The organism is Stappia indica (genome assembly GCF_020177335.1).
GTDB lineage: Bacteria > Pseudomonadota > Alphaproteobacteria > Rhizobiales > Stappiaceae > Stappia > Stappia indica_B.
This window is the reverse complement of sequence record NZ_JAIVMG010000010.1, coordinates 95,062-115,433: the sequence shown is the minus strand read 5'-3', so window position 1 is coordinate 115,433 and position 20,372 is coordinate 95,062. Positions and strand designations below refer to the sequence as shown.

At 66.5% G+C, this 20,372-nt stretch carries 18 protein-coding genes; 11 read left to right on the top strand and 7 right to left on the bottom strand.

All coding sequences use genetic code 11. From position 1 onward, the window contains the following. The first annotated feature begins 81 nt into the window (after positions 1-81). Positions 82-981 (top strand): N-acetylmuramic acid 6-phosphate etherase, encoded by a 900-nt coding sequence (locus tag LC062_RS14545; RefSeq protein ID WP_224911761.1) that lies wholly within the window; start codon positions 82-84, stop codon positions 979-981. A 3-nt stretch (positions 982-984) separates the two neighbouring features. Here the strand turns inward: LC062_RS14545 and LC062_RS14540 are convergent, their stop codons facing one another. Next, positions 985-2,664 (bottom strand): sulfatase-like hydrolase/transferase, encoded by a 1,680-nt coding sequence (locus tag LC062_RS14540; RefSeq protein ID WP_224911760.1) that lies wholly within the window; start codon positions 2,662-2,664, stop codon positions 985-987. Positions 2,665-2,955: 291 nt separating this feature from the next. Here LC062_RS14540 and LC062_RS14535 point away from each other — a divergent pair, with 291 nt between their 5' ends. Together LC062_RS14535 and LC062_RS14530 are read left to right on the top strand one after the other, a co-directional pair. Then, entirely contained in the window at positions 2,956-3,480 is a 525-nt protein-coding gene (locus LC062_RS14535) for a TRAP transporter small permease (protein WP_224911759.1), read from the top strand. Positions 3,481-3,484: 4 nt separating this feature from the next. Next, positions 3,485-4,807 (top strand): TRAP transporter large permease, encoded by a 1,323-nt coding sequence (locus LC062_RS14530; protein ID WP_224911758.1) that lies wholly within the window; start codon positions 3,485-3,487, stop codon positions 4,805-4,807. Here LC062_RS14530 and LC062_RS14525 read toward each other — a convergent pair. From LC062_RS14525 to pobA, 4 genes are all read right to left on the bottom strand, one after another. Continuing rightward, positions 4,801-5,844, bottom strand: coding sequence for a lysophospholipid acyltransferase family protein (locus tag LC062_RS14525; RefSeq protein WP_224911757.1), 1,044 nt, complete (start codon positions 5,842-5,844; stop codon positions 4,801-4,803). The two genes, LC062_RS14530 and LC062_RS14525, sit on opposite strands and share 7 nt — an antisense overlap. Positions 5,845-5,853: 9 nt before the next feature. Then, the gene (locus LC062_RS14520; protein WP_224911756.1) at positions 5,854-7,263 is read right to left on the bottom strand and encodes a cytochrome P450; all 1,410 of its coding nucleotides are present in this window, start codon (positions 7,261-7,263) and stop codon (positions 5,854-5,856) included. A gap of 86 nt (positions 7,264-7,349) precedes the next feature. Beyond that, positions 7,350-8,645 carry an amidohydrolase family protein gene (locus tag LC062_RS14515; RefSeq protein ID WP_224911755.1) on the bottom strand — a complete coding sequence of 432 codons (1,296 nt, stop codon included), beginning with the start codon at positions 8,643-8,645 and terminating at the stop codon, positions 7,350-7,352. Between the two features lie 123 nt (positions 8,646-8,768). Continuing rightward, complete coding sequence (gene pobA / locus LC062_RS14510) at positions 8,769-9,953, bottom strand: 4-hydroxybenzoate 3-monooxygenase (protein WP_224911850.1); 1,185 nt, start codon at positions 9,951-9,953, stop codon at positions 8,769-8,771. A gap of 149 nt (positions 9,954-10,102) precedes the next feature. Between pobA and LC062_RS14505 the strand changes: the two genes are divergently transcribed. Then, a complete protein-coding gene (locus tag LC062_RS14505) occupies positions 10,103-10,978 on the top strand; it encodes a helix-turn-helix domain-containing protein (protein WP_224911754.1) in 876 nt (291 codons plus the stop codon). Between the two features lie 12 nt (positions 10,979-10,990). Here LC062_RS14505 and pap read toward each other — a convergent pair whose 3' ends face one another. Further along, positions 10,991-12,472: a polyphosphate:AMP phosphotransferase gene (gene pap, locus LC062_RS14500; protein ID WP_224911753.1), complete on the bottom strand. Its 1,482-nt coding sequence runs from the start codon at positions 12,470-12,472 to the stop codon at positions 10,991-10,993. Positions 12,473-12,692: 220 nt separating this feature from the next. Here pap and LC062_RS14495 point away from each other — a divergent pair, with 220 nt between their 5' ends. Next, a complete protein-coding gene (locus LC062_RS14495; protein ID WP_224911752.1) occupies positions 12,693-14,708 on the top strand; it encodes a bifunctional DedA family/phosphatase PAP2 family protein in 2,016 nt (671 codons plus the stop codon). Positions 14,709-14,746: 38 nt separating this feature from the next. Here LC062_RS14495 and LC062_RS14490 read toward each other — a convergent pair whose 3' ends face one another. Beyond that, the gene (locus tag LC062_RS14490; protein ID WP_404829727.1) at positions 14,747-15,076 is read right to left on the bottom strand and encodes an ArsR/SmtB family transcription factor; all 330 of its coding nucleotides are present in this window, start codon (positions 15,074-15,076) and stop codon (positions 14,747-14,749) included. A 137-nt stretch (positions 15,077-15,213) separates the two neighbouring features. On the opposite strand from LC062_RS14490, the gene LC062_RS14485 reads away from it, so the two are divergent. From LC062_RS14485 to LC062_RS14460, 6 genes are read left to right on the top strand one after another with little or no spacing between them, the layout of a single operon-like run. Next, positions 15,214-15,642 (top strand): YeeE/YedE family protein, encoded by a 429-nt coding sequence (locus tag LC062_RS14485; RefSeq protein ID WP_224911750.1) that lies wholly within the window; start codon positions 15,214-15,216, stop codon positions 15,640-15,642. A 5-nt stretch (positions 15,643-15,647) separates the two neighbouring features. Then, the gene (locus LC062_RS14480; protein ID WP_224911749.1) at positions 15,648-16,085 is read left to right on the top strand and encodes a DUF6691 family protein; all 438 of its coding nucleotides are present in this window, start codon (positions 15,648-15,650) and stop codon (positions 16,083-16,085) included. Positions 16,086-16,128: 43 nt separating this feature from the next. Further along, positions 16,129-17,022, top strand: coding sequence for an MBL fold metallo-hydrolase (locus LC062_RS14475; RefSeq protein WP_224911748.1), 894 nt, complete (start codon positions 16,129-16,131; stop codon positions 17,020-17,022). A 12-nt stretch (positions 17,023-17,034) separates the two neighbouring features. Then, entirely contained in the window at positions 17,035-17,469 is a 435-nt protein-coding gene (locus tag LC062_RS14470) for a TIGR01244 family sulfur transferase (protein WP_224911747.1), read from the top strand. Positions 17,470-17,493: 24 nt separating this feature from the next. Continuing rightward, entirely contained in the window at positions 17,494-19,278 is a 1,785-nt protein-coding gene (locus LC062_RS14465; RefSeq protein ID WP_224911746.1) for a SulP family inorganic anion transporter, read from the top strand. Between the two features lie 15 nt (positions 19,279-19,293). Further along, positions 19,294-20,346, top strand: coding sequence for a hypothetical protein (locus LC062_RS14460; RefSeq protein WP_224911745.1), 1,053 nt, complete (start codon positions 19,294-19,296; stop codon positions 20,344-20,346). The last annotated feature ends 26 nt before the right edge of the window (positions 20,347-20,372 follow it).

Sequence of the window (20,372 nt, the reverse complement as noted above, 5' to 3'; positions counted from 1 at the left end):
GCTGGGTTTCCGGCCGCCGGGCTGCTATAACCTCATTTGGTAGTACTTTGGTCTTATTGAAAGTAGTGCGACAGGACAGCCATGCTCAACGCCGCCCGGACAGAAACCGTCAGTGCCCGCTATCGCGCCCTGGAGGAAATGGGCACGGCCCGTGTCCTCGACGCCTTGCTTGAGGGACAGACCGCCGCCACCGAGGCCGTGCGCCGGGCGCTGCCGGCGCTCGATGCGGCGATTGGCGCCAGTGTGCCGCTGCTGCGCGCGCCCGAGGCCCGGCTGATCTATTGCGGCGCCGGTACCTCCGGGCGGATCGCCATGATGGACGCGGTCGAGCTCAATCCGACGTTCAGCTGGCCGCAGTCGCGCATCAAGGTCCTGCTCGCCGGCGGGCTGGAGAGTTTCGAGGAAGCGCGCGAGGGCGCGGAGGACGATGCGGAGGCCGCCCGGGCGGAACTCTCCGCGCTGAAGCCTGGACCCGGCGATATCGTCATCGGCATCGCCGCCAGCGGTACCACCCCCTACACGCTGGCCGCCATCACCCTCGCCCGGTCTTGCGGCGCGCTGACCATCACCCTTGCCAACAACCCGGACACGCCGCTGCTGCAGGCGGCGGAGCATCCGGTGCTGCTCGACACAGGGCCGGAAGTGCTCGCCGGCTCGACGCGCCTCGCCGCCGGAACCAGCCAGAAGATGGCCCTCAACCTGTTTTCCACGGCGGTGATGGTCGCGCTCGGCAAGGTCTATCGCGGCCAGATGGTCGACATGCGGGCCACCAACGCCAAGCTCGTCAAACGGGCCATTGCCATCGTCACCGACATCGCCGGCAATTCCGAGGAGGCGGCGCGGGCGGCGCTGGAGGCGACCGACTTTCGGCTGAAGGACGCAATCCTCGTCAGCCATGGCGCCACCCCGGACCAGGCAAGCGCCCTGCTGGAGGCCGCCGATGGCAACCTTGCCGAGGCCATGCGCCAGCTTCAGGGATAGGCGTCAGCGCTTCCCCTTGCCCTTGGGGGTCGCCGTGCCACGATAGGCGGTCATGTCTGCCGGGCTGACGTCGGTCTCGTCGTAGGCACCGATCAGCACCCCGGTGTTGCCGCCGCCCGAACGGCGCGCCAGGATCGCCGCGTCGGAGACGGTGGTGCGCTGGCTTTCGCGCCGCGCCCAGCGCGCCAGCCGCTCGCGCATCATCGCAACAATGTCCGCATGATCCGGGCTCGCGCCGAGATCGGTGAACTCCTGCGGATCGGTTTGCAGATCGAACAGCATTGGCCGGAACCCGCCTTCCGCCTCGATCAGCTTCCAGCGCCGGGCGGCGACCATGAACAGGCGGGCGTCCTTCGGCGCAACGCCAAGCTCGCCGGCCATGGGCGTGCAGGAATAATCGTATTCGCTGACGGCAAAGTCGCGCCAATCGGCGGGCGGCGCCCCATGCAGGAACGGGCGCAGGGAGCGCCCTTCCAGGATATGGCCGGGGAACGCGCCGCCGGCCATGTCGACAAAGGTGGCGGCCAGATCGATCGCCTCGACCAGCGCATCGCAGGTGGTGCCACGGGTCGCATCCGCTTGCCGCGAGGGATCGCAGACAATCAGCGGCACCTTGACGGAGGGCTCGTGGAACAGGTCCTTCTCGCCGAGCCAGTGATCGCCGAGATAGTCGCCATGGTCCGAGGTGAGCACGATCAGCGTATCGTCGAGCTGGCCGGTTTCACGCAGATAGGCCATCAGCCGGCCGATCTGGTCATCGCATTGCTTGACCAGCCCCATATAGGCCGGGATCACCTTCTCCCGCACCTCGTCGCGGGAGAAATTGCGAGCCACCAGCGTCCGCTGGAAGGCAGCAAAGACCGGGTGTGGATCCTCGCGCTCGCGCGGATCGCGGATCGCCGGTTGTACATCCTCAGGCCCATAGCGCGCATGATAGGGCGCGGGAACGATGTAGGGCCAATGCGGCTTGATATAGGACAGATGGCAGAGCCAGGGGATCTTGCGGCGCGCCGTTCGCCGCTCCTCCAGAAAATCGATGGCCCGATCCGTCAGCCAGGGCGTTTCCGAATCCGTCTCCCTGACATTGGCCGGCTCGCCGGCGTGGTGCATCAGCCAGCCGCTGGCAATCTCGCCCGCTTCCGAAAGGGCCGAATTGGCATGATCGTGCCAAGGGTTGCGCCCTGAATATCCGCGCGCGCGCAGGAAGGCGTTGTAGGGCGAGGGCTTGGCGTCATAGGGCCCGTCCGGCCCTTCGGCCCACAGACCATCGTCGCGCACATAGGCATCGAAGCCGCATTCGCTGACCCGGGTGCCGATGATCCCGTCCCGGGCGATGCCGAGCCGCTCCAGCCCGGCATCGTCGGCCTTCATATGGGTCTTGCCGATCAGCACCGCATCCATGTCGCGCGCCCGCAAATGATCGCCAAGGGTCACCTCGCCGACCTTGAGCGGAAAATTGTTCCAGGCGGCACCATGGGAGTGCACATAGCGGCCGGTGTAAAAGCTCATGCGCGAGGGGCCGCAGATCGGCGACTGCACATAGGTCCGGGTGAAACGCACACCGCGAGCGGCCAGCGCATCCATATGCGGGGTTTCCAGCGCGCGGTGCCCGGCGCAGGACAAATAGTCGAACCGCAACTGGTCGAACATGATGAAAAGGATGTTGCGCGCGCGGCGTGTCACGGGCAGGCTCCCCAGTGGAGGACAGGCAAGGATCTGGCGCCCATGTGACGCCAGCCACCCCGCGCTTGCAAGCCTAACCCCACGCCGCTTGCCCCCGCATCCAATGCGGCAAGGTTATGCAAACAGGCGATTTTCTTATTTTACATTACCTTCCAATTCGGACACCCTGCCTGTCCAGCGCGGTTCGGGCATCGCTCCGGCCGCGACACCTCCAGAAAGGTGCGCAGGGCCGCCGGCCCGCGCCCGACAAGAACAAACGGAAGCGCCGCTTCAAGGCGTTCAACAAGGGCCGTGACGGTGCGCCACAAGATCGAACCTTTGCTGGAAAAAGCGGCGCAGACGCTCGCCATCGCCGGCGGCCTCGTCATGCTGGCCCTGACGGCGACCACGGTGATCAGCATCACCGGCCGGGCGCTGGGGGTGGGACCGATCCCCGGCGACTACGAGCTGGTGGAAGCGGGCACCGCCTTTGCCATCTTCACCTTCCTGCCCTGGTGCCATCTGAAGCGCGGCCATGTGACGGTCGATCTGTTCATGAGCCAGTTCGGACCGCGGGTGAATGCCGGCATCGACATCGTCGCCAATCTGCTGATGTCCCTTGCCGCCGGCCTGATCGCCTGGCGGCTGTGGCTGGGGATGCTCGACAAACAGGCCTACCACGAGACCAGCTTCGTTCTGCAGTTCCCGCTGTGGTGGGCCTATGCGGCCTCGTTGATCGGCGCGGTGCTGTTCGTCGTCATCTGTCTTTTTTCCGTCTGGCGCAGCCTCGACGAATTCCTCGTCAGGCCGCCGCACAGCGCCGTGCGCGAGGAGTAGCTTGGTGAGTTCCCTCGAATACGGTCTCTGGTCGATCCCGCTGCTGCTTGTCCTGATCTTCCTGCGCATCCCCATCGGGTTGGCCATGTTCGGTGTCGGCCTTGTCGGCACCAGCCTGGTGACCGGCACCACGGTGCCGGCGCTCGCCCAGCTCAAGTCGCTGGTCTACAGCACCTTTTCCAACTACTCGCTGTCGATCGTGCCGCTGTTCCTGCTGATGGGCCAGTTTGCCACCCGGGGCGGCATGTCGCGGGCGCTGTTTCGCGCGGCGGAAACGCTGGTCGGCCATCGGCGCGGCGGCGTCGCCATGGCGGCGGTGGCGGCCTGCGGCGGCTTTGGCGCAATCTGTGGCTCGTCGCTGGCGACCGCCGCGACCATGGGACAGGTGGCGCTGCCGGAAATGCGCCGCTGCGGCTATTCCGGCGCGCTGTCGACCGCGTGCCTGGCCGCCGGCGGCACCCTTGGCATCCTGATCCCGCCCTCGGTGGTGCTGGTGATCTATGCCATTCTCACCGAACAGAACATCGCCAAACTGTTCATGGCCGCCTTCGTGCCGGGCATCCTCGCCGCCGCCGGCTACATGCTGACGGTCTCGCTCTATGTGCGCTTTCGCCCGGACAGCGCCGGCAGCCAGCCGCGCGCCAGCGGCAAGGAGCGGCTTCAGGCGCTGATCGCCGTCTGGCCGGTGCTGACCATCTTCATCGTCGTCATCGGCGGCATCTACGCCGGTCTCTTCACCCCGACCGAGGGCGCCGCGGTCGGCGCCGCCGGCACCGGGCTGGTGGCCTGGGCCAACCGGGATCTTGGCTGGAACGGCCTCAAGGACGCCATTCTATCCACCGCCGCCTCGACCGGCATGATCTTCTTCATCGTCCTCGGCGCCACCGTGTTCAACAGCTTCCTGGCCTTCTCGCAATTGCCGCAACAGGCGGCGGGCTTCGTGGTCGAGCTCGGGCTCAACCCCTGGGCCGTGCTGGTACTGATCCTGATCTGCTATCTGGTGTTCGGCTGCATCATGGACTCCCTGTCCATGATCCTGCTGACGATCCCGATCTTCTTCCCGATCGTCTCGGCGCTGGATTTCGGCCTGCCGCCGGAAGAATTCGCCCTGTGGTTCGGCATTCTGGTGCTGATCGTCGTCGAGGTCGGGCTGATCACCCCTCCGGTGGGGATGAACCTCTTCGTCATCAATTCCATGGCCCCCGACGTGCCGCTCGGGCGCACCTATCGCGGCGTGGTGCCGTTCATCGCCAGCGACATCATCCGCGTGGCGATCCTGGTGCTGTTCCCCGGGCTGACGCTCTTCCTGGTGCGCCTGCTCTATTGAGCCGGCCTTTTCCGGGCCGCGTCCGGGTTGGCAACAAAATCCGGCAACCGGACCTCCGATAGCATCCACCACTGGCCCAGATGGGCGCGCACGATGGGATCGAAAAACCGGTCGATCTCGCCCAGCGCCTTCTTCATCGCCTCTCCGGTCGGGGCTTCCCGGTCAAGCGGCAGCGGCGGATGCAGGCGGACCCGAAACCCGCCCTTGCCGTCCCGCAGCATGTAGATCGGGATCAGCGGCGCACCGGAGCGCAGCGCCAGCTTGACCGCGTTCACGGCGTTGCCCCTGTCGGGCAGCGGCCGGCCGAACAGCGGCAGGTGGATCTGCCGGTCCCGCACCTCGTCGACGTAGCAAAGAACGTCACATCCCCCCTGCACCACCAGCCGGTGGATGTGTCGTGCAGACCGCTGCCCCGGCGGGAAGATATACATGCCGTAGCGGGCACGCAGCCGCGACAACAGCCGGTTCTTGTAGCGGTTCGCTTCCGGCTCCCAGATCCCGATCGACCGTCGTTCCAGACCGTTGCTGATCACATCACAAAGAAGCTCGAACGAAGCAAGATGCACGCTGACGTAGATGAACTGGCCGTCGGCAAGCCCCATGTCCCGCAAGGCATCAAGGCCCTCGACGGTCACGCGACCGGCGTTGCGGTAGCGCTCGACACAAGCATACTCCGCCACGGTCCGACCGGCATTCTGCCACCAGTTGGCGACGGCCGTTTGCAAGGCGCGTCCTTCGCGCGGCCCCTCCGGGGCGAGCACGGACAGGTTGTGCGCGATCCGCCGCGCATAGACCCGGCGCCGCTCCAGATGGCGCACGGCACTTGCAACCCTTTCGGCGAACGCCGGCGCTACATCCACCGGCAAGCGGCGGAACAGGGCATCCAGCACGACAAGACGGGCGCCGGAAATCCGATCGAAGATGTGGTAGCGCCGGGCCTGCCGCCCGGCGTCCCCGCGCGACAGCAGACGGTGCAGCGGCGGGGCTTGCGGCTCCGGCGCCATCGTCTCGGAAAACGCAACATCCTCCAGGCGCATGACCGTCCTTCAGCGCGCCCGCAGGCGCATCGGCAGGGCATCGCCGGGGCGCAGGGTCAGCCGGCAGACCGGCTGGATATCGGCGCCCTCCTGCAACTGCGGATCGAAGGCCTGCGCCAGAATGGCGAGCGACAGGATGGATTCGGTCAGCCCGAAGGACAGCCCGGCACAGATGCGCGGGCCGATGGCGAAGGGCACGTAGCCGAATTTCGACTGCCCGCCGCGTGCACCGCCCAGAAACCGCTCCGGCTCGAAGTGGTCCGCCCGCTCCCACAGGGTCGGGTTGCGGTGCAGCAGCCACGGGGCGACCAGCACCAGCGATCCCTTCGGCACCTCCCAGCCGCCGATCCGGTCATCGGCCAGCGCCTCGCGCGCCAGGATCGGTACCGGCGGATAGAGCCGCAAGGTCTCTTCGATCACCGCCCGGGTGTAGGGCAGGCGGGCGATATCATCGAATTCCGGCGTCCGTCCGGCCAGCACCGTATCCAGCTCCGCATGGAGACGAGCGCGGGCCTTGGGCGCCTGGGACAGCAGGAACCAGGCCCAGGCCAGGGTATTGGCGGTGGTCTCGTGCCCGGCCATGAAGATCACCGAGGCCTCGTTGCGGATCGCCTCGCGGGTCAGGGGGGTGCCGTCCTCGTCGCGCGCTTCCAGCAAGCCGCCGATCACCGAGGTCTCGCCATCGCGCTTGCGCGCCTCGTAGCTGGTGATGATCTCATCGAGCACCGCATCGATCCGGCGCACCGAGCGACGGATCGCCCGCCCGCGAAACCGGGGAAACCAGTCCGGAAGGCCCAGCAGCGACTGAACATCGATCTGGTCGATATGGCGCTGGTATGCGGTAAAGCTCTCCACCACCTCGCCGGCATAATCGCGGCCGAGCTGCCGGCCGAAGATCGTGCGGCAGATGATCTCGGCGGTCAGATGAGCCATCTCCCGCAAGACATCGACGGGCGCGTCTGCACCAAGCCGCCGCCACGCCTCGCGCCGTTCCAGCACCGTCTCCGCCATCGCCGGAAAGAAATCGGGGACCTTCGAGGCATGGATGATCGGCGCGACGATCCGGCGGCGAACCCGCCAGGTTTCCTTGTCGCTGATGAACAGACCATCGCCGATCAACGGTTCGAGCGCATGACGCATCTGCGCGCTCTTTCGCTGGTAGATCTCATGCTTGCGCACGAAGGCTTCCTGCACCGTATCCGGGCTGTTGCAGATGAAGATCTGCTTCTTCAGCACGGCAATGCGCAGCAGGGGCCGGGAAAACGCCATCGCCGGCCAGACCGACAGGAAGCTCTTGCGGGCAAGGCCGATCAGCTTGATGACCGAGGGCTGCTCCGGATGGCGATAGGGATAGGGCGGAACATAGCCATCGCCATCCGCCGGCACTGAAGCCCCGTCATCCTCTCGCATCCGGTCCATGCTCGCGCGCGCCTCCGCCAAATCCCCCGCGTGGGGTATCACAAAAACCCCCGCCCGGCTCCTGGAACAATCGGTCCGGATCCGTATCAGCCCGAGGCGCGCGGCGCATAACCCGCCGGATCGACCTGGCCCGGCCGGCCGTCGAGCTTCAGACGGGTCTCGGCCGGCGCGCTGGTGGCGATGACCCGGCCGCGACGCACCACCGCCAGCCGGGTGGCGCGCAGACGGATTGCCTCGATGGTGTCGGCCGCCTGCAGCAGCACGAAATCGGCGTTGCAGCCCTTGCCCAGCCCATAGCCCTCAAGCCCGAGGATCTTCGCCGGATTGCGCGTGACGCAATCGAAGGCATAGCGCATGTCGTCCCGGCTCATCATCTGCGCCACGTGCAGGCCCATGGAGGCGACCTCCAGCATGTCGCCCGAGCCCATCGAGTACCAGGGGTCCATCACGCAGTCGTGGCCGAAGGCGACATTGATGCCCATCGCCCGCATCTCCGGCACCCGGGTCTGGCCGCGGCGCTTGGGGTAGGTGTCGTGCCGCCCCTGAAGGGTGATGTTGATCAAGGGATTGGCGATGGCATGAACGCCCGCCTCGGCGATCAGCGGCAGCAGCTTGGAGACATAATAATTGTCCATGGAATGCATGGAGGTCAGGTGCGACCCGGTCACCCGCCCTTCCAGCCCGAGCCGGCGCGCCTCATAGGCCAGCGTCTCGATATGCCGCGACAGAGGATCGTCGGATTCGTCGCAGTGCAGATCGACCCGCAAGCCCCGTTCGGCGGCGATTTCGCACAAGGCCCGGACCGAACGGGCGCCATCGTCCATGGTGCGTTCGAAATGCGGGATGCCGCCAACCACGTCGACGCCCATGTCGAGCGCCCGCAACAGGTTGCGCTCCGCGTTCGGCGAGCGGTAGAGCCCGTCCTGCGGGAAGGCGACAAGCTGCAGGTCGAGATAGGGCGCGACCTGCAGCTTGACCTCCAGCAGCGCCTCGACACCGGTCAGCCGGTCATCGCAGACATCCACATGGCTGCGGATCGCCAGCAAGCCGCGCGACACGGCGAGATCGCAATAGCGCAAAGCCCTTTCCACCACCGCCTCGACGGTCAAGAGCGGCTTCAACTCCCCCCAGAGCGCGATGCCCTCCAGCAGGGTGCCGCTTTCGTTCATGCGCGGCAGGCCGAGCGACAAGGTCGCATCCATATGGAAGTGGCAATCGACGAAGGGCGGCGACACCAATCGCCCGCCCGCATCGAGCACCTCTTTCGCCTCTGCCGAGATGCCCGCCTCGACCGCAGCGATCCGGCCATCCGCGCAGGCAATATCCAGACCGGTGCGGCCATCGGGAAGGGCGGCGTTCTTGACGAGAAGATCAAAGGACATGGAGCGCTTTCACAAAAAAGCGCGCGGGGGGCGCGCGCATAAGCCGAACACGAAAAACCAAGCATCGGCAGTGTCGGCAAAAACGCGCGCCCGCTCAAGCCCCTTGCGCTGCCGCACGCGGCGTCAGTAGGGCAGGCCGACGTAGTTTTCCGCCAGCGAAGCCTGCGCGGCGGGCGAGGACAGCAGATACTCCAGCTCCGCCTGTTGCATCCGCGCCGCGAAGCCGCCCTTTTCCGGAAAGCTGTGCAGGACCGAGGTCATCCACCAGGAAAACCGCTCCGCCTTCCAGACCCGAGCCAGCGCCCGCTCCGAGTAACGCTCCAGCCCCTCGTCGTCTCCACTGCGGTAGTGGTCGATCAGTGCTGTGGACAGGTAGTGGATATCCGAGGCGGCCAGATTCAGCCCCTTGGCCCCGGTCGGCGGCACGATATGCGCCGCGTCCCCGGCCAGGAACAGCCGACCGTGGCGCAGCGGCTCGGCGACGAAGGAGCGCAGCGGCGCGATGCTCTTCTCGATCGAGGGCCCCCGCGTTACCCGGGCCGCCAGTTCCGCAGGCAACCGGGCGCAAAGCACGTCCCAGAACCGATCGTCGTCCCAATCGGCGACCTTTTCATCGAGAGGGCATTGCAGATAGTAGCGGCTGCGGGTGGGCGAGCGCATCGAACATAAGGAAAAGCCATCGGGATGGCTGGCATAGACCAGCTCATCCGCCGCCGGAGGGACATCGGCGAGCAGCCCCAGCCAGCCGAAGGGATAGACCAGCTCGAACAGCGACAGCCGGTCGGCGGGAATGGAGCGGCGAGAGACCCCGTGAAACCCGTCGCAACCGATGATGAAATCGGCGCGGATCGTCTGCCGGGTGCCATCCTTCAGGAACGAGGCGGAGGGCGCATCGGTTTCCAGCCCGTGCAGGGCGACCCCTTCGGCCTCATCGATGACGACCCCGTCCATGGCGTCGCGGGCGGCATAAAGATCGGCCGTCACCTCTGTCTGGCCATAGACCATCACGGTCTTGCCGCCGGTCAGCGCCGCAAGATCGAGGCGATGCAGCCGGTCGCCGACGGCGATCTCGATCCCCTCATGCACCAGCCCGTCCCGGTCCATGCGCGCGCCGACGCCGGCCGCGCGCAACAGATCCGCCGCGCCCTGTTCCAGAACCCCGGCCCGGATGCGCGACAGCACATGATCGCGGCTGCGCCGCTCCAACACCACGCTGGCGATCCCCTGGCGATGCAAAAGCTGCGACAGCAACAACCCGGAGGGGCCGCCGCCAATGATGAGAACCGAGGTGCTGGCGAGCGCGGCCATCACGCGCTACCCTCCATGGCAGATGGCCTCAATCCCGACGAAACAAACCACGCGCCCATGAGACCCTCCCCGTCCACCTGGCATCTATTCGGCATAATCTTGAGGGGTTTGCGGCAAGAAAGGAATGGAGCTTTCGTTCCAAGACCTGGATGAATCGAACATTTCCTTCGGCTCCGGAGTATGGCCTTTACGGCGAACCGGAGCAGCCGGACTTTCCCGATGTGCTGCATGTGGAACGGCTTGCCGTGCGCAGCGGCCCCCGCCACTGGCAGATCGCCGCCCACCGGCATCCCTCGCTGCATCAGATCTTCTGGATCGGCCAGGGCGGCGGAACGGCGCGGCTCGACGGCACGGAACACCGGCTGGACGATCACAGCCTGATCAATGTGCCGGCCGGCACGGTGCACGGGTTCCGGTTTCGCGCCGAAACGGAAGGAACGGTGGTGACCCTGCCATCGCGCCTTGCCGACCCGATCCGCACCGAGATCGATACGGCCCGGCTGCTCGATCGAGCGGCGGTCTGCGCCGCCGGCCCGCTGCCGCCCTACATGCTTCTCCCGCTCAACGAGGCCCATGGCCAACGCCGGGCGAATCGGCCCGCCGAACTGACGGCACTGGCAACGCTCCTTCTGATCTGGAGCCTTGGACGCCTCAGCGACGCCCGATCGACGACGCCGGCCACGGAGACCGCGGCCGCGCAGCTCTTCACCCGGTTCCAGGCCCTGCTGGAAACCCATTTCGACCGGTTGCATCCGGTCAGCGCCTATGCGGAGCGGCTGGCAGTGTCCGCACCGCATCTGTCGCGGGTCTGCCGGGCGGAAAGCGGGCGCCCGGCGTCAAGCCTCATTCGCGCCCGGCAGATGCTGGAAGCCCGGCGCCTGCTCGCCTACACACAGATGAGTGTGGGCGAGATCGCCTACCGGCTCGGCTTTGCCGACCCAGCCTATTTCTCGCGGGTGTTCGCGGCGGAGGTTGGCCATCCGCCACGACAGTTTCGCAAGCGGTTCACCGACAGCGGCGTCTGATCCGCGCGCCCCTCACATCGTGCGCTTCAAGGCGTCGCACAGGGTCCGCAGCACGGTGACGCGGGCATGACGCTTGTCCTCGGCGGCCACCACATTCCACGGCGCCCGGGGTGTCGAGGTGCGGGCGATCATCTCCTCGGCCGCCTCCGCATAGGCGTCCCATTTCAGCCGGTTGCGCCAGTCGTCCTCGGTGATCTTGAACTGCTTGTAGGGAATCTGTTCCCGCGCCTCGAAGCGGGCCAGTTGCTCCTGTTTGCTGATCGCCAGCCAGAATTTCACCACCAGGGTATCCGCCTCGCCGAGTTCCGCCTCGAACTCGTTGATCTCGCCATAGGCGCGGCGCCAGTCGGCCTCGCTACAGTATCCCTCCACCCGTTCCACCAGAACGCGCCCGTACCAGGACCGGTCGAAGATCGCCGTATGCCCCAGACGCGGCGCCCGCCGCCAGAAACGCCAGAGATAGGGGCGGGCCAGTTCTTCTTCGGCCGGCGCGGCGATCCGGTGGACCCGGTAGCGGCGCGGATCGAGCGGCCGGGTGACCCGGCGGATGGCGCCACCCTTGCCGGCCGCGTCATTGCCCTCGAAGGCAAGAACCAGCGACATGTCGCGAAAGGCCTTCTTGTCGGTCAGATGCGCCAGCTCGGCCTGCCAATGCTCCAGCTCCTCCTGATACAGATCCTTGTCCAGACTGCGGGTCAGATCCACCGAGGCCAGTGCATTGGAGGGGCCGCAGGGAGCAAGCCTCGGCGCGGTCGCGGGCGCCGCTTCGTCCGCCTCTGCCGGCGGCGTAGTCGCCAGACGCTTTGTCAGGGCCATCTCGACGCAGCGGCCCAGCGCCAGATCCCGGGCCTGCGGATCCTGCGAGGGGATCACCATCCACGGCGCGGCGGCGGTCGAGGTGGTCAGCGCCGCATGTTCGAAAATCCGCTGCGCCTTGGCCGAGCGGCGCACATCGGTCCATTCCGCCAGAATGCGGCGGCCGCGCGCCTTCTTCTTCAGGGGTTTCAGCCGCTCCTTCTGCACATCGGGCGGCAGCGAGAACCAGAACTTGAGGACCAGAACGCCCTCATCGACCAGCAATTGCTCGAACCGGTTGATGGCCGTCAGTCGCCGGTTCAGCTCCGCCTCGTCAATCTCCCCCAGCACCCGATCGCGCAAAGGCGCGTTGTACCAGGAAGACACGACGATGGAGGTCTGCCCCTTGGCCGGCAGATCGCGCCAGTAGCGCCACAACGGCGGGCGGTGACGCTCATCCTCGCTCGGCACATCATAGGCGTTGCAGATGACGTGGCGCACATCCATCCACTCCTGCAACCGGGCAATCGCCTCGTTCTTGCCCGCACCATCGACACCGGCGATGACGATGACCACCGAGAACGGTTTTTCCTCGATCAACTGGATCTGCGCCCCGAGCAGATCGGTCCGCAAGGCAGGCTCCAGCGCATCGTATTCATCCTTCGACAGGCTTGCCGGTGTTGCAACAGCTTGAAACACACCCAATCTCCCTTGCGGATACACTCGGCCATGCTAGCGCGAAGCGACGGCGGATCGAACGGGCTTTGACGATGGGACGCAAAAAGACATGGAAAAACGATCTGCAATCGGATGTTACAAGGATTGGCGGATTGCCGCTGAGCGCGTACATCTGACCCAGTTCCCTTCCCCGCCCGGACGTTGCCCCCGTCCCCGCGCGACCTGATTCGAGCAACGCCCCGTGACCGATCTCCTCAACCAGCTTGTCTCCTTCATCGGCGAAAACCCACTGCTGGCCAATGCGGTGGTGTTCCTGATCGCCATGGGCGAGGCCCTGTTCATCATCGGCCTGTTCGTTCCCTCCACCGTGGTTCTGGTGGGGGCGGGCACCCTGGTCGGACTTGGCAAGCTGGATCCCTGGCCGATCTTCCTGTGGACCACCCTCGGCGCCATCGTCGGCGACGCGGTGTCCTACTGGATCGGCCATGTCTACAAGGACCGGATCAAGCTGGTCTGGCCCTTCAGCCGCTATCGAACCCTGGTGGAACGGGGCGAGGACTATTTCCGGCGCCACGGCGGCAAGAGCGTCTTCATCGGCCGTTTCGTGCCTGGCGTGAAGGCGATCGTGCCCGGCATCGCCGGCATGGTCGGTATGAACGCCACAAGGTTCACGATCATCAACGTGACCTCCGCCATCGCCTGGGCGATCAGCCATCTCGGTCCCGGCTTCATCGCCGGCACGGCCTTCAGCGCCCTTGGCGAGATCAGCGGCCGGCTCGCCACCATGCTCGGCGTCTTCCTCGTACTGCTGTTCGTCGCGGTGATGATCGCCCGCTGGGTGATCCTGATCATCCTGCCGCTCTATGCCGGCAGCCGCGAGCGCATCGTCGGCTGGTTCGCCCGTCGTCCGGACCGGGTTTCGCTCTGGCTGGCGCGGATGTTCGACCCGAAACACCCGCGTTCGGCCGGCATGCTGGCGTCATCGCTGCTGCTGCTGACCAGCGTGCCGGTGTTCGTGGCCCTGGCGGCGGCGATCTCGCCCGACAACGGGTTGCAGCGGGCCGACACGGCGATCCGCAACCTGTTTCTCGGGCTGCGAACGCCGGTCGGCGACGACATCATGACCTTCCTGACCATGCTCGGCGACGGCTTGGTCACCAGCATCACCGCGCTGGTCGTGGTGATCTATCTGTTCGCCCGGCGCGCCTGGCGGCGCGGCACCGGCTTTCTGATCGCGATTGCCGGCACCGCCGTCTTCGTGCCGCTGTTCAAGCTGCTCGTGCACCGCAGCCGGCCGATCGACATCTACACCGGCGCCGATGCCTTCTCCTTCCCCAGCGGTCACGCCACGCTCAACACCGTGCTTTACGGATTGATCGCCGTGCTGGTTGCCCATGACCGCTCGCCGCTGGTCAAGGCCGGCGTCTTTTCCGTGACGGTGGTTCTGGTCGGTGCCATCGCCTTCTCCCGCGTCTATCTGGGCGCGCACTGGACGTCGGATGTGATCGGCGGCCTGACCTTCGGCACGGCGATGGTCGCGACCTTCGCCTTCGTCTTCGGCTCGATCCACAACGAGAAGATCGGCCGCTGGGCGCTGGCCGGGCTTGTGGCCCTGACCGTCACCGCCGCCGGCGGCACCCATGTGATGCGCAATTTCGACCGGGCGCGGGCAATGTATCAGCCTCAGGTGCCGGTGATCACCCTGGCGGCGGACGACTGGGTCAAGACGGGTTGGCAGGAGCTGCCGGCCCAGCGGATCGAACTGAACGGCGAACGCGGGGAACCGTTGATCGTGCAATGGGCCGGCGATCCGCAGGCCCTCGCCCGCGCGCTCGAACCGGCAGGCTACGTGCGCGCGCCGGGCTGGTCGCTGACCACCTTCACCGGTTTCCTCACCGGCCAGACCGCGCCGGAGGACCTTCCCGCCCTGCCACGTATCCAGAACGGCCACGGCGCCGAACTCGTGCTGATCAAACAGGATGCCGAGGAGATCGAGAGCGAGCGGGCGGGCCGCTGGGTGCTACGCCTGTGGCCCAGCGCCTACCGCATCGAAAAGGAAGGGCATGAGGAGCCGGTGTTCCTCGGATCGCTCATCCATGAGCGGATCCTGCGTCCGCTCAACGAGCTGTCGACCCCGCGCACCGACCAGACCCTGCCCGACCATGGCGACAATCCGCTGTTGGCCTTGCCGGGCGTTCTTATCCGCGAGCGGGAGGACGGCGCGCCGGTGGTGCTGGGCGGGAAGCTGCCGCAGTAGCCCTTGCCGGCCGGAGACCCGATACCAGCCAGCAGACGCTAAGCGGGGGCCGGCTCATCGCGCCCGGAGGCCGCCGACGTCTTGTCCTCCGGGGCACAGTACAGCCCGTGCAGGGTCTCCAGAACCGCCATCACCTCACGGCTGGCCAGCCGGTAATACATGGTTTGCCCCTCACGCCGTGGCGTGACGAGACCGAGCGCGCGCATCTTCGCCAGATGCTGTGACAGGGCCGACTGGCTGAGCCCCACCTGTTCGGCCAGCGCGCCAACGGATTGCTCGCCCTCGACCAGATGGCACAGCATCATCAACCGCCGCGCATTGGCCATCGACGACAGGAGCGCGGCGGCGCGATCCGAATTATGTTCCATTTCTTGTATATTCATACTTGCTAAATTAGCACATTCTCATATATTGGGAACCAGAAAATTCATCCCGGCCGCAGACCCCGCGGAGCCGAAGGGCAGAACCGCGGCGGCTGGGTATCGGCATTCAGATGTGAGGACCCATGACCGAATTCACTCCCCTAACCTCTGCGTTCGGCGGAATGCTGATCGGCCTGGCCGTGGTGCTGCTGATGGGCTCTCTGGGCCGTATCGCCGGCATCAGCGGCATTGTCGGAACGCTGTTTTCCTCCGCTCCCGCCTCGGAGAAGAGCTGGCGCGCCGCCTTTCTCGTCGGCATGATCGTCGCACCGACGGTTCTTTTCCTGATCACCGGCACCATGCCGGTCATTGAGGTGCCGCCGACGACGGCCATGCTCGTGATTGGCGGCGTGCTCGTCGGTATCGGCGTGTCCTTCGGCAACGGCTGCACCTCCGGACATGGGGTGTGCGGCATGGCGCGCCTGTCGGGTCGGTCCATCGCCGCGACGCTGACCTTCATGGCCACCACTGCGGCAACCGTCTACCTTCTGCGCCATGTGATCGGAGGCTGATCCCCATGACCAAGATCCTCGTTTCCTTCCTCATCGGCCTGCTGTTCGGCACCGGCATCGTGATTTCCGGCATGGCGAATCCGGCCAAGATCCTCAACTTCTTCGATATCGCCGGCACCTGGGACCCGAGCCTCGCCTTCGTCATGGGCGGCGCGCTGGTGGTCACCGCGATCGGCTATCGCCTGGTGCTCGCCCGCAAGCATCCGCTGCTTGCCGAAGGCTTCAGCCTGCCGACGCGGCGCGATCTCGACGCCCGTCTGCTCGGCGGCGCGGCGGTGTTCGGCATCGGCTGGGGCATTGCCGGCTTCTGCCCCGGTGGCGGCATTCCCGCCCTTGGGCTCGGCCGCAGCGAACCGATCATCTTTTTCGTTGCCATGCTGGCCGGCATGCTGGCCGTCAAGCTGCTCGAGACCATGCGCAGCCGCACGGCCAGCGCAACCTGACCCGCAATCAACACCATCCATTTCCTGACAAGAGGAGCGTGTCATGACCGCCTCGAATCTTCCCGTCGATACCTCGGTCAAGCCGGAGGTGACGGCCTTCTTCGATCCGCAGACCAACACCATCTCCTATGTGGTCAAGGATCCGGCTTCCAAGGCCTGCGCCATCGTCGACAGCGTGATGGACATCGACTACGCCTCCGGGCGCCTGTCGCACGCCTCCGCCGACCGGATCATCGAGCATGTGACCCGGGAGGGGCTCAGCACCGAGTGGCTGATCGAGACCCATGTGCATGCCGACCACCTGTCCGCCGCCCCGTATCTTCAGGAGAAGCTCGGCGGCAAGCTGGGCATCGGCGAGAACATCACCATCGTTCAGGACACCTTCGGCAAGGTCTTCAATGAAGGCACCGAGTTCCAGCGCGACGGTTCGCAGTTCGACAAGCTGTTCAAGGATGGCGACACCTACACCGTCGGCGGCATGACCTGCTTTGCCATCCACACCCCGGGCCACACGCCGGCCTGCATGACCCATGTCATGGGCGACGCGGCCTTTGTCGGCGACACGCTGTTCATGCCCGATGGCGGCACGGCGCGCGCCGACTTCCCCGGCGGCGATGCGGCGGAACTCTATCGTTCGATCCAGAAGGTGCTGGCCCTGCCGCGCGACATGCGCCTGTTCATGTGCCACGACTATGGACCGAACGGCCGCGACATCCGCTGGGAGACCACCGTCGGCGACGAGCGCGAACACAACATCCATGTGCGCGACGGCGTGACCGAGGCCGAGTTCGTGGCCATGCGCACCGGGCGCGATGCGACACTCGACATGCCGAAATTGATCATCCCGTCGATACAGGTCAACATGCGCGCCGGCCAGCTCCCGCCCAAGGATGAGAGCGGCAAGACCTTCCTGAAGGTCCCGATCAACGAACTCTGAGGAACCACCTACATGCAAAGTGCCAAGGTCGACGACACCATCACCGTGTCGCACCAGATCCAGCCGGATGACGTCCGGCGCATCCGCGAGGCCGGCTTCGTGGCGATCATCAACAACCGGCCGGATGGCGAGGCTGCCGACCAGCCCGCCGCCGCCGAGATCGCCCGGGCCGCCGCCGAGGAAGGGCTCGCCTATGCGGAGATCCCGGTGGGGCGCGACGGCATCGGTCCGGATCAGATCGCCGGCTTCGCCCGGGTCCTTGGCGAGGCGTCCGGTCCGGTGTTCGCCTTCTGCCGCACCGGCACCCGCTCGATCAATCTCTGGGCGCTGACCCAGGCTGGCGAGCGGGATCCGGACACCATTCTCCAATTGGCCTCCGGCGCCGGCTATGACCTGTCGCCGATGCGGCCCGTGCTGGAGCGCCTGACCGAGGGCGCCGGCCAGTAGCGCCAGACGAGCGATCCTATTCCCATGAAGCAGCTCAAAGCCTACCTGCCGATCCTTGACTGGGGTCGGCAGTACACCCGCGATGCCGCCACCAACGACCTGATCGCGGCCATCATCGTCACGATCATGCTGATCCCGCAATCGCTGGCCTATGCCCTGTTGGCCGGCCTGCCGCCGGAAATCGGGCTCTACGCCTCGATCCTGCCGCTGGTTGCCTATGCGGTGTTCGGCACCAGCCGGGCGCTGGCGGTCGGGCCGGTGGCGGTGGTCTCGCTGATGACCGCCTCGGCGGTCGGCGAACTGGCGGCCCAGGGCACGGCGGAATATCTCGGCGCGGCCATCGCGCTGGCCTTCCTGTCCGGGCTGATGCTGCTGGCCATGGGCTTCTTTCGTCTCGGCTTTCTCGCCAGCCTGCTCAGCCATCCGGTGATTTCCGGCTTCATCACCGCCAGCGGCCTGTTGATCGCCGCCAGCCAGTTGAAGCATCTGCTCGGCATTTCCGCCAGCGGGCACACCTTGCTGGAAATCGGCGGGGCGCTCGTTGCCAACCTCACCGCCATCAACCCCTACACCCTGGCCATCGGCATTCCCGCCACCGCCTTCCTATTCTGGGTGCGCAGCGGCCTGAAGCCGGCGCTGATCCGGCGCGGGATGGGGCCGCGCATGGCCGATGTCTTCGCCAAGGCCGGTCCGGTGGCAGCGGTTGCCGTCACCACCATCGCCGCGATTGTGTTCGATCTCGGCGCGAAAGGCGTTCGGCTGGTCGGCGATATTCCCACCGGCCTGCCGATGCCGACGCTGCCCCCCTTCAGCCTCGACCTGTGGGCCCAGCTCGCGGTTCCGGCCCTGCTGATCTCGGTGATCGGCTTCGTCGAATCCGTGTCGGTCGCCCAGACGCTGGCGGCCAAGAAGCGCCAGCGCATCGCGCCGGATCAGGAGCTGATCGGTCTCGGCGCCGCCAATATCGCCTCCGCCGTCTCCGGCGGCTATCCGGTGACCGGCGGCTTCGCCCGATCCGTGGTGAATTTCGATGCCGGTGCGGAGACCCCCGCCGCCGGCGCCTACACGGCGGTCGGCATCGCCCTGGCCACCTTGTTCCTGACCCCGCTGCTGGCCAGCCTGCCGCAGGCGACGCTGGCGGCGACCATCATCGTCGCGGTCTTGTCGCTGGTCGACCTTGGCGCCCTGAAACGGGTCTTCGCCTATTCACGCAGCGACTTCACCGCCATGGCCGGGACGATCCTCGTCACCCTTGGCTTCGGCGTGGAAATCGGCGTCATGACCGGTGTCGCGGTGTCGCTGGCGCTCTATCTCTACCGCAACTCGCGCCCGCACATGGCCATCGTCGGCATCGTCCCGGGCACCGAGCATTTCCGCAACATCAAGCGGCACAAGGTGATCACCGGCGAGACCGTGCTGTCGGTGCGCGTCGATGAAAGCCTGTTCTTCGCCAACAGCCGCTTCCTGGAAGACCGCCTGCTGGAACTGGTGGCCGAGCGGCCGCGCCTCGCCCATGTGGTGCTGATGTGCACGGCGGTCAACGAGATTGACGCCTCGGCGCTGGAAAGCCTTGAGGAAATCAACCGCCGGCTGAGCGATTCCGGCGTCTCCTTCCACCTCTCGGAGGTCAAGGGACCGGTGATGGATCGGCTGGAGCGCACCGATTTCCTTGACCACCTGAGCGGCCGGGTGTTTCTGACCCAGTATGAAGCCTTTGCCGCCCTCGATCCGACCACCGCGCATATCGCCGAAGCACGCAGCCCGCGCCGGGCAACCGAGCCGAATTTCTGGATCGGCCCGCAGATCTGACCGTTCAGAGCCGGCATGACCGCCATGGAACCGGAGCGGGCAACGGTCCACCGGGACCCGGCGACCGGTCTGACCTGGCGGTTCCGACCGGGACGGGGGTCGAGCGTGCTCGCCGTGGTGTTTTCCCAGGCCCGGGTGCCGGAAGAGCGTTTCGGGCTGGAGCGGCTGTTCGCCCGCACCCGGCACGACTGCCTGTTTCTCAATTGCCCGGACGCGCTCTGGTTCCTGGATTGCGACGACCAGATCGACGCCGCGATCGAGGCGGCCATCGCCGCCTCGTCCCCTTGCCGGGTCGTCTATCACGGAGCCTCGAAGGGGGCGCATGGCGCGCTCGTGGCCGGGCTGCGGCGCGGGGATGGTGCGATCCACGCCTTCTGCCCGGAGTTGCGTCTCGGCGCGCCGGGCTCGCAGAGCGCGCTCTACCGGCCGCAGAGCGCCGGGCCAGGCCCCGATCTTGCCGCCCTTCTGACCGCCGCGCCGACACCCAACCCGGTGCAGGTGGCGTTCGGCCTGCTCGATCCGATCGACGCGGCCGGCGCCACGGCCCTGGCGGGGCGAGAGGACGCGAATCCGAGGCTGCACGTGTTACGGCTGCGGTCCTCGCACGCGGCGCATGACCACCTTTACAGCCTCAACATCATTCGCAAGTTGATCACCCGCTATGATCGCGACCTGGAAGCGATGTGCGCCGAGCGCGGCCTGATCGCGGAAGACGCGCCGACCGATGTCGCGCGCTTCGCCGAGGTTGCGAGCCGGCTCATACGCGGCGAGGCGGACGCGCTCGGCGAGGCCCTGAAGGACCCTTATGCCCGCCACAACCCCGGCTATGCCCTGTGTCTCGGAACCGCGCTGATCGCCGCCGGGCGCTGTGAGGAGGCCGAAGCCCGACTGGCCGAGGCTCAGGCACTCATCGATGCCGACCCGGTGCTGTCCGGTCTTCCCAAGCGCTGGCGCAAGGCCGTCTGGCAGACGCGCATCGACGGGCGCCTTCATGCGGGCGCCACGGCCGACGCGGACCACCTCCGGCGGATGATGGCGCGGCAGTTTCCCGACAGCACGGCGGATTGAGGCCAGCCTTCCGGCTGAGACCGCTC

Coding starts and splice junctions, on each gene's coding strand:
- LC062_RS14480 (WP_224911749.1), top strand. CDS start 15,648: ATGACCAAGATCCTCGTTTCCTTCCTCATCGGCCTGCTGTTCGGCACC.
- LC062_RS14465 (WP_224911746.1), top strand. CDS start 17,494: ATGAAGCAGCTCAAAGCCTACCTGCCGATCCTTGACTGGGGTCGGCAG.
- LC062_RS14515 (WP_224911755.1), bottom strand. CDS start 8,645: ATGTCCTTTGATCTTCTCGTCAAGAACGCCGCCCTTCCCGATGGCCGC.
- LC062_RS14520 (WP_224911756.1), bottom strand. CDS start 7,263: ATGGACCGGATGCGAGAGGATGACGGGGCTTCAGTGCCGGCGGATGGC.
- pobA (WP_224911850.1), bottom strand. CDS start 9,953: ATGGCCGCGCTCGCCAGCACCTCGGTTCTCATCATTGGCGGCGGCCCC.
- LC062_RS14545 (WP_224911761.1), top strand. CDS start 82: ATGCTCAACGCCGCCCGGACAGAAACCGTCAGTGCCCGCTATCGCGCC.
- LC062_RS14475 (WP_224911748.1), top strand. CDS start 16,129: ATGACCGCCTCGAATCTTCCCGTCGATACCTCGGTCAAGCCGGAGGTG.
- LC062_RS14525 (WP_224911757.1), bottom strand. CDS start 5,844: ATGCGCCTGGAGGATGTTGCGTTTTCCGAGACGATGGCGCCGGAGCCG.
- LC062_RS14490 (WP_404829727.1), bottom strand. CDS start 15,076: ATGGAACATAATTCGGATCGCGCCGCCGCGCTCCTGTCGTCGATGGCC.
- LC062_RS14470 (WP_224911747.1), top strand. CDS start 17,035: ATGCAAAGTGCCAAGGTCGACGACACCATCACCGTGTCGCACCAGATC.
- LC062_RS14460 (WP_224911745.1), top strand. CDS start 19,294: ATGACCGCCATGGAACCGGAGCGGGCAACGGTCCACCGGGACCCGGCG.
- LC062_RS14505 (WP_224911754.1), top strand. CDS start 10,103: ATGAATCGAACATTTCCTTCGGCTCCGGAGTATGGCCTTTACGGCGAA.
- LC062_RS14485 (WP_224911750.1), top strand. CDS start 15,214: ATGACCGAATTCACTCCCCTAACCTCTGCGTTCGGCGGAATGCTGATC.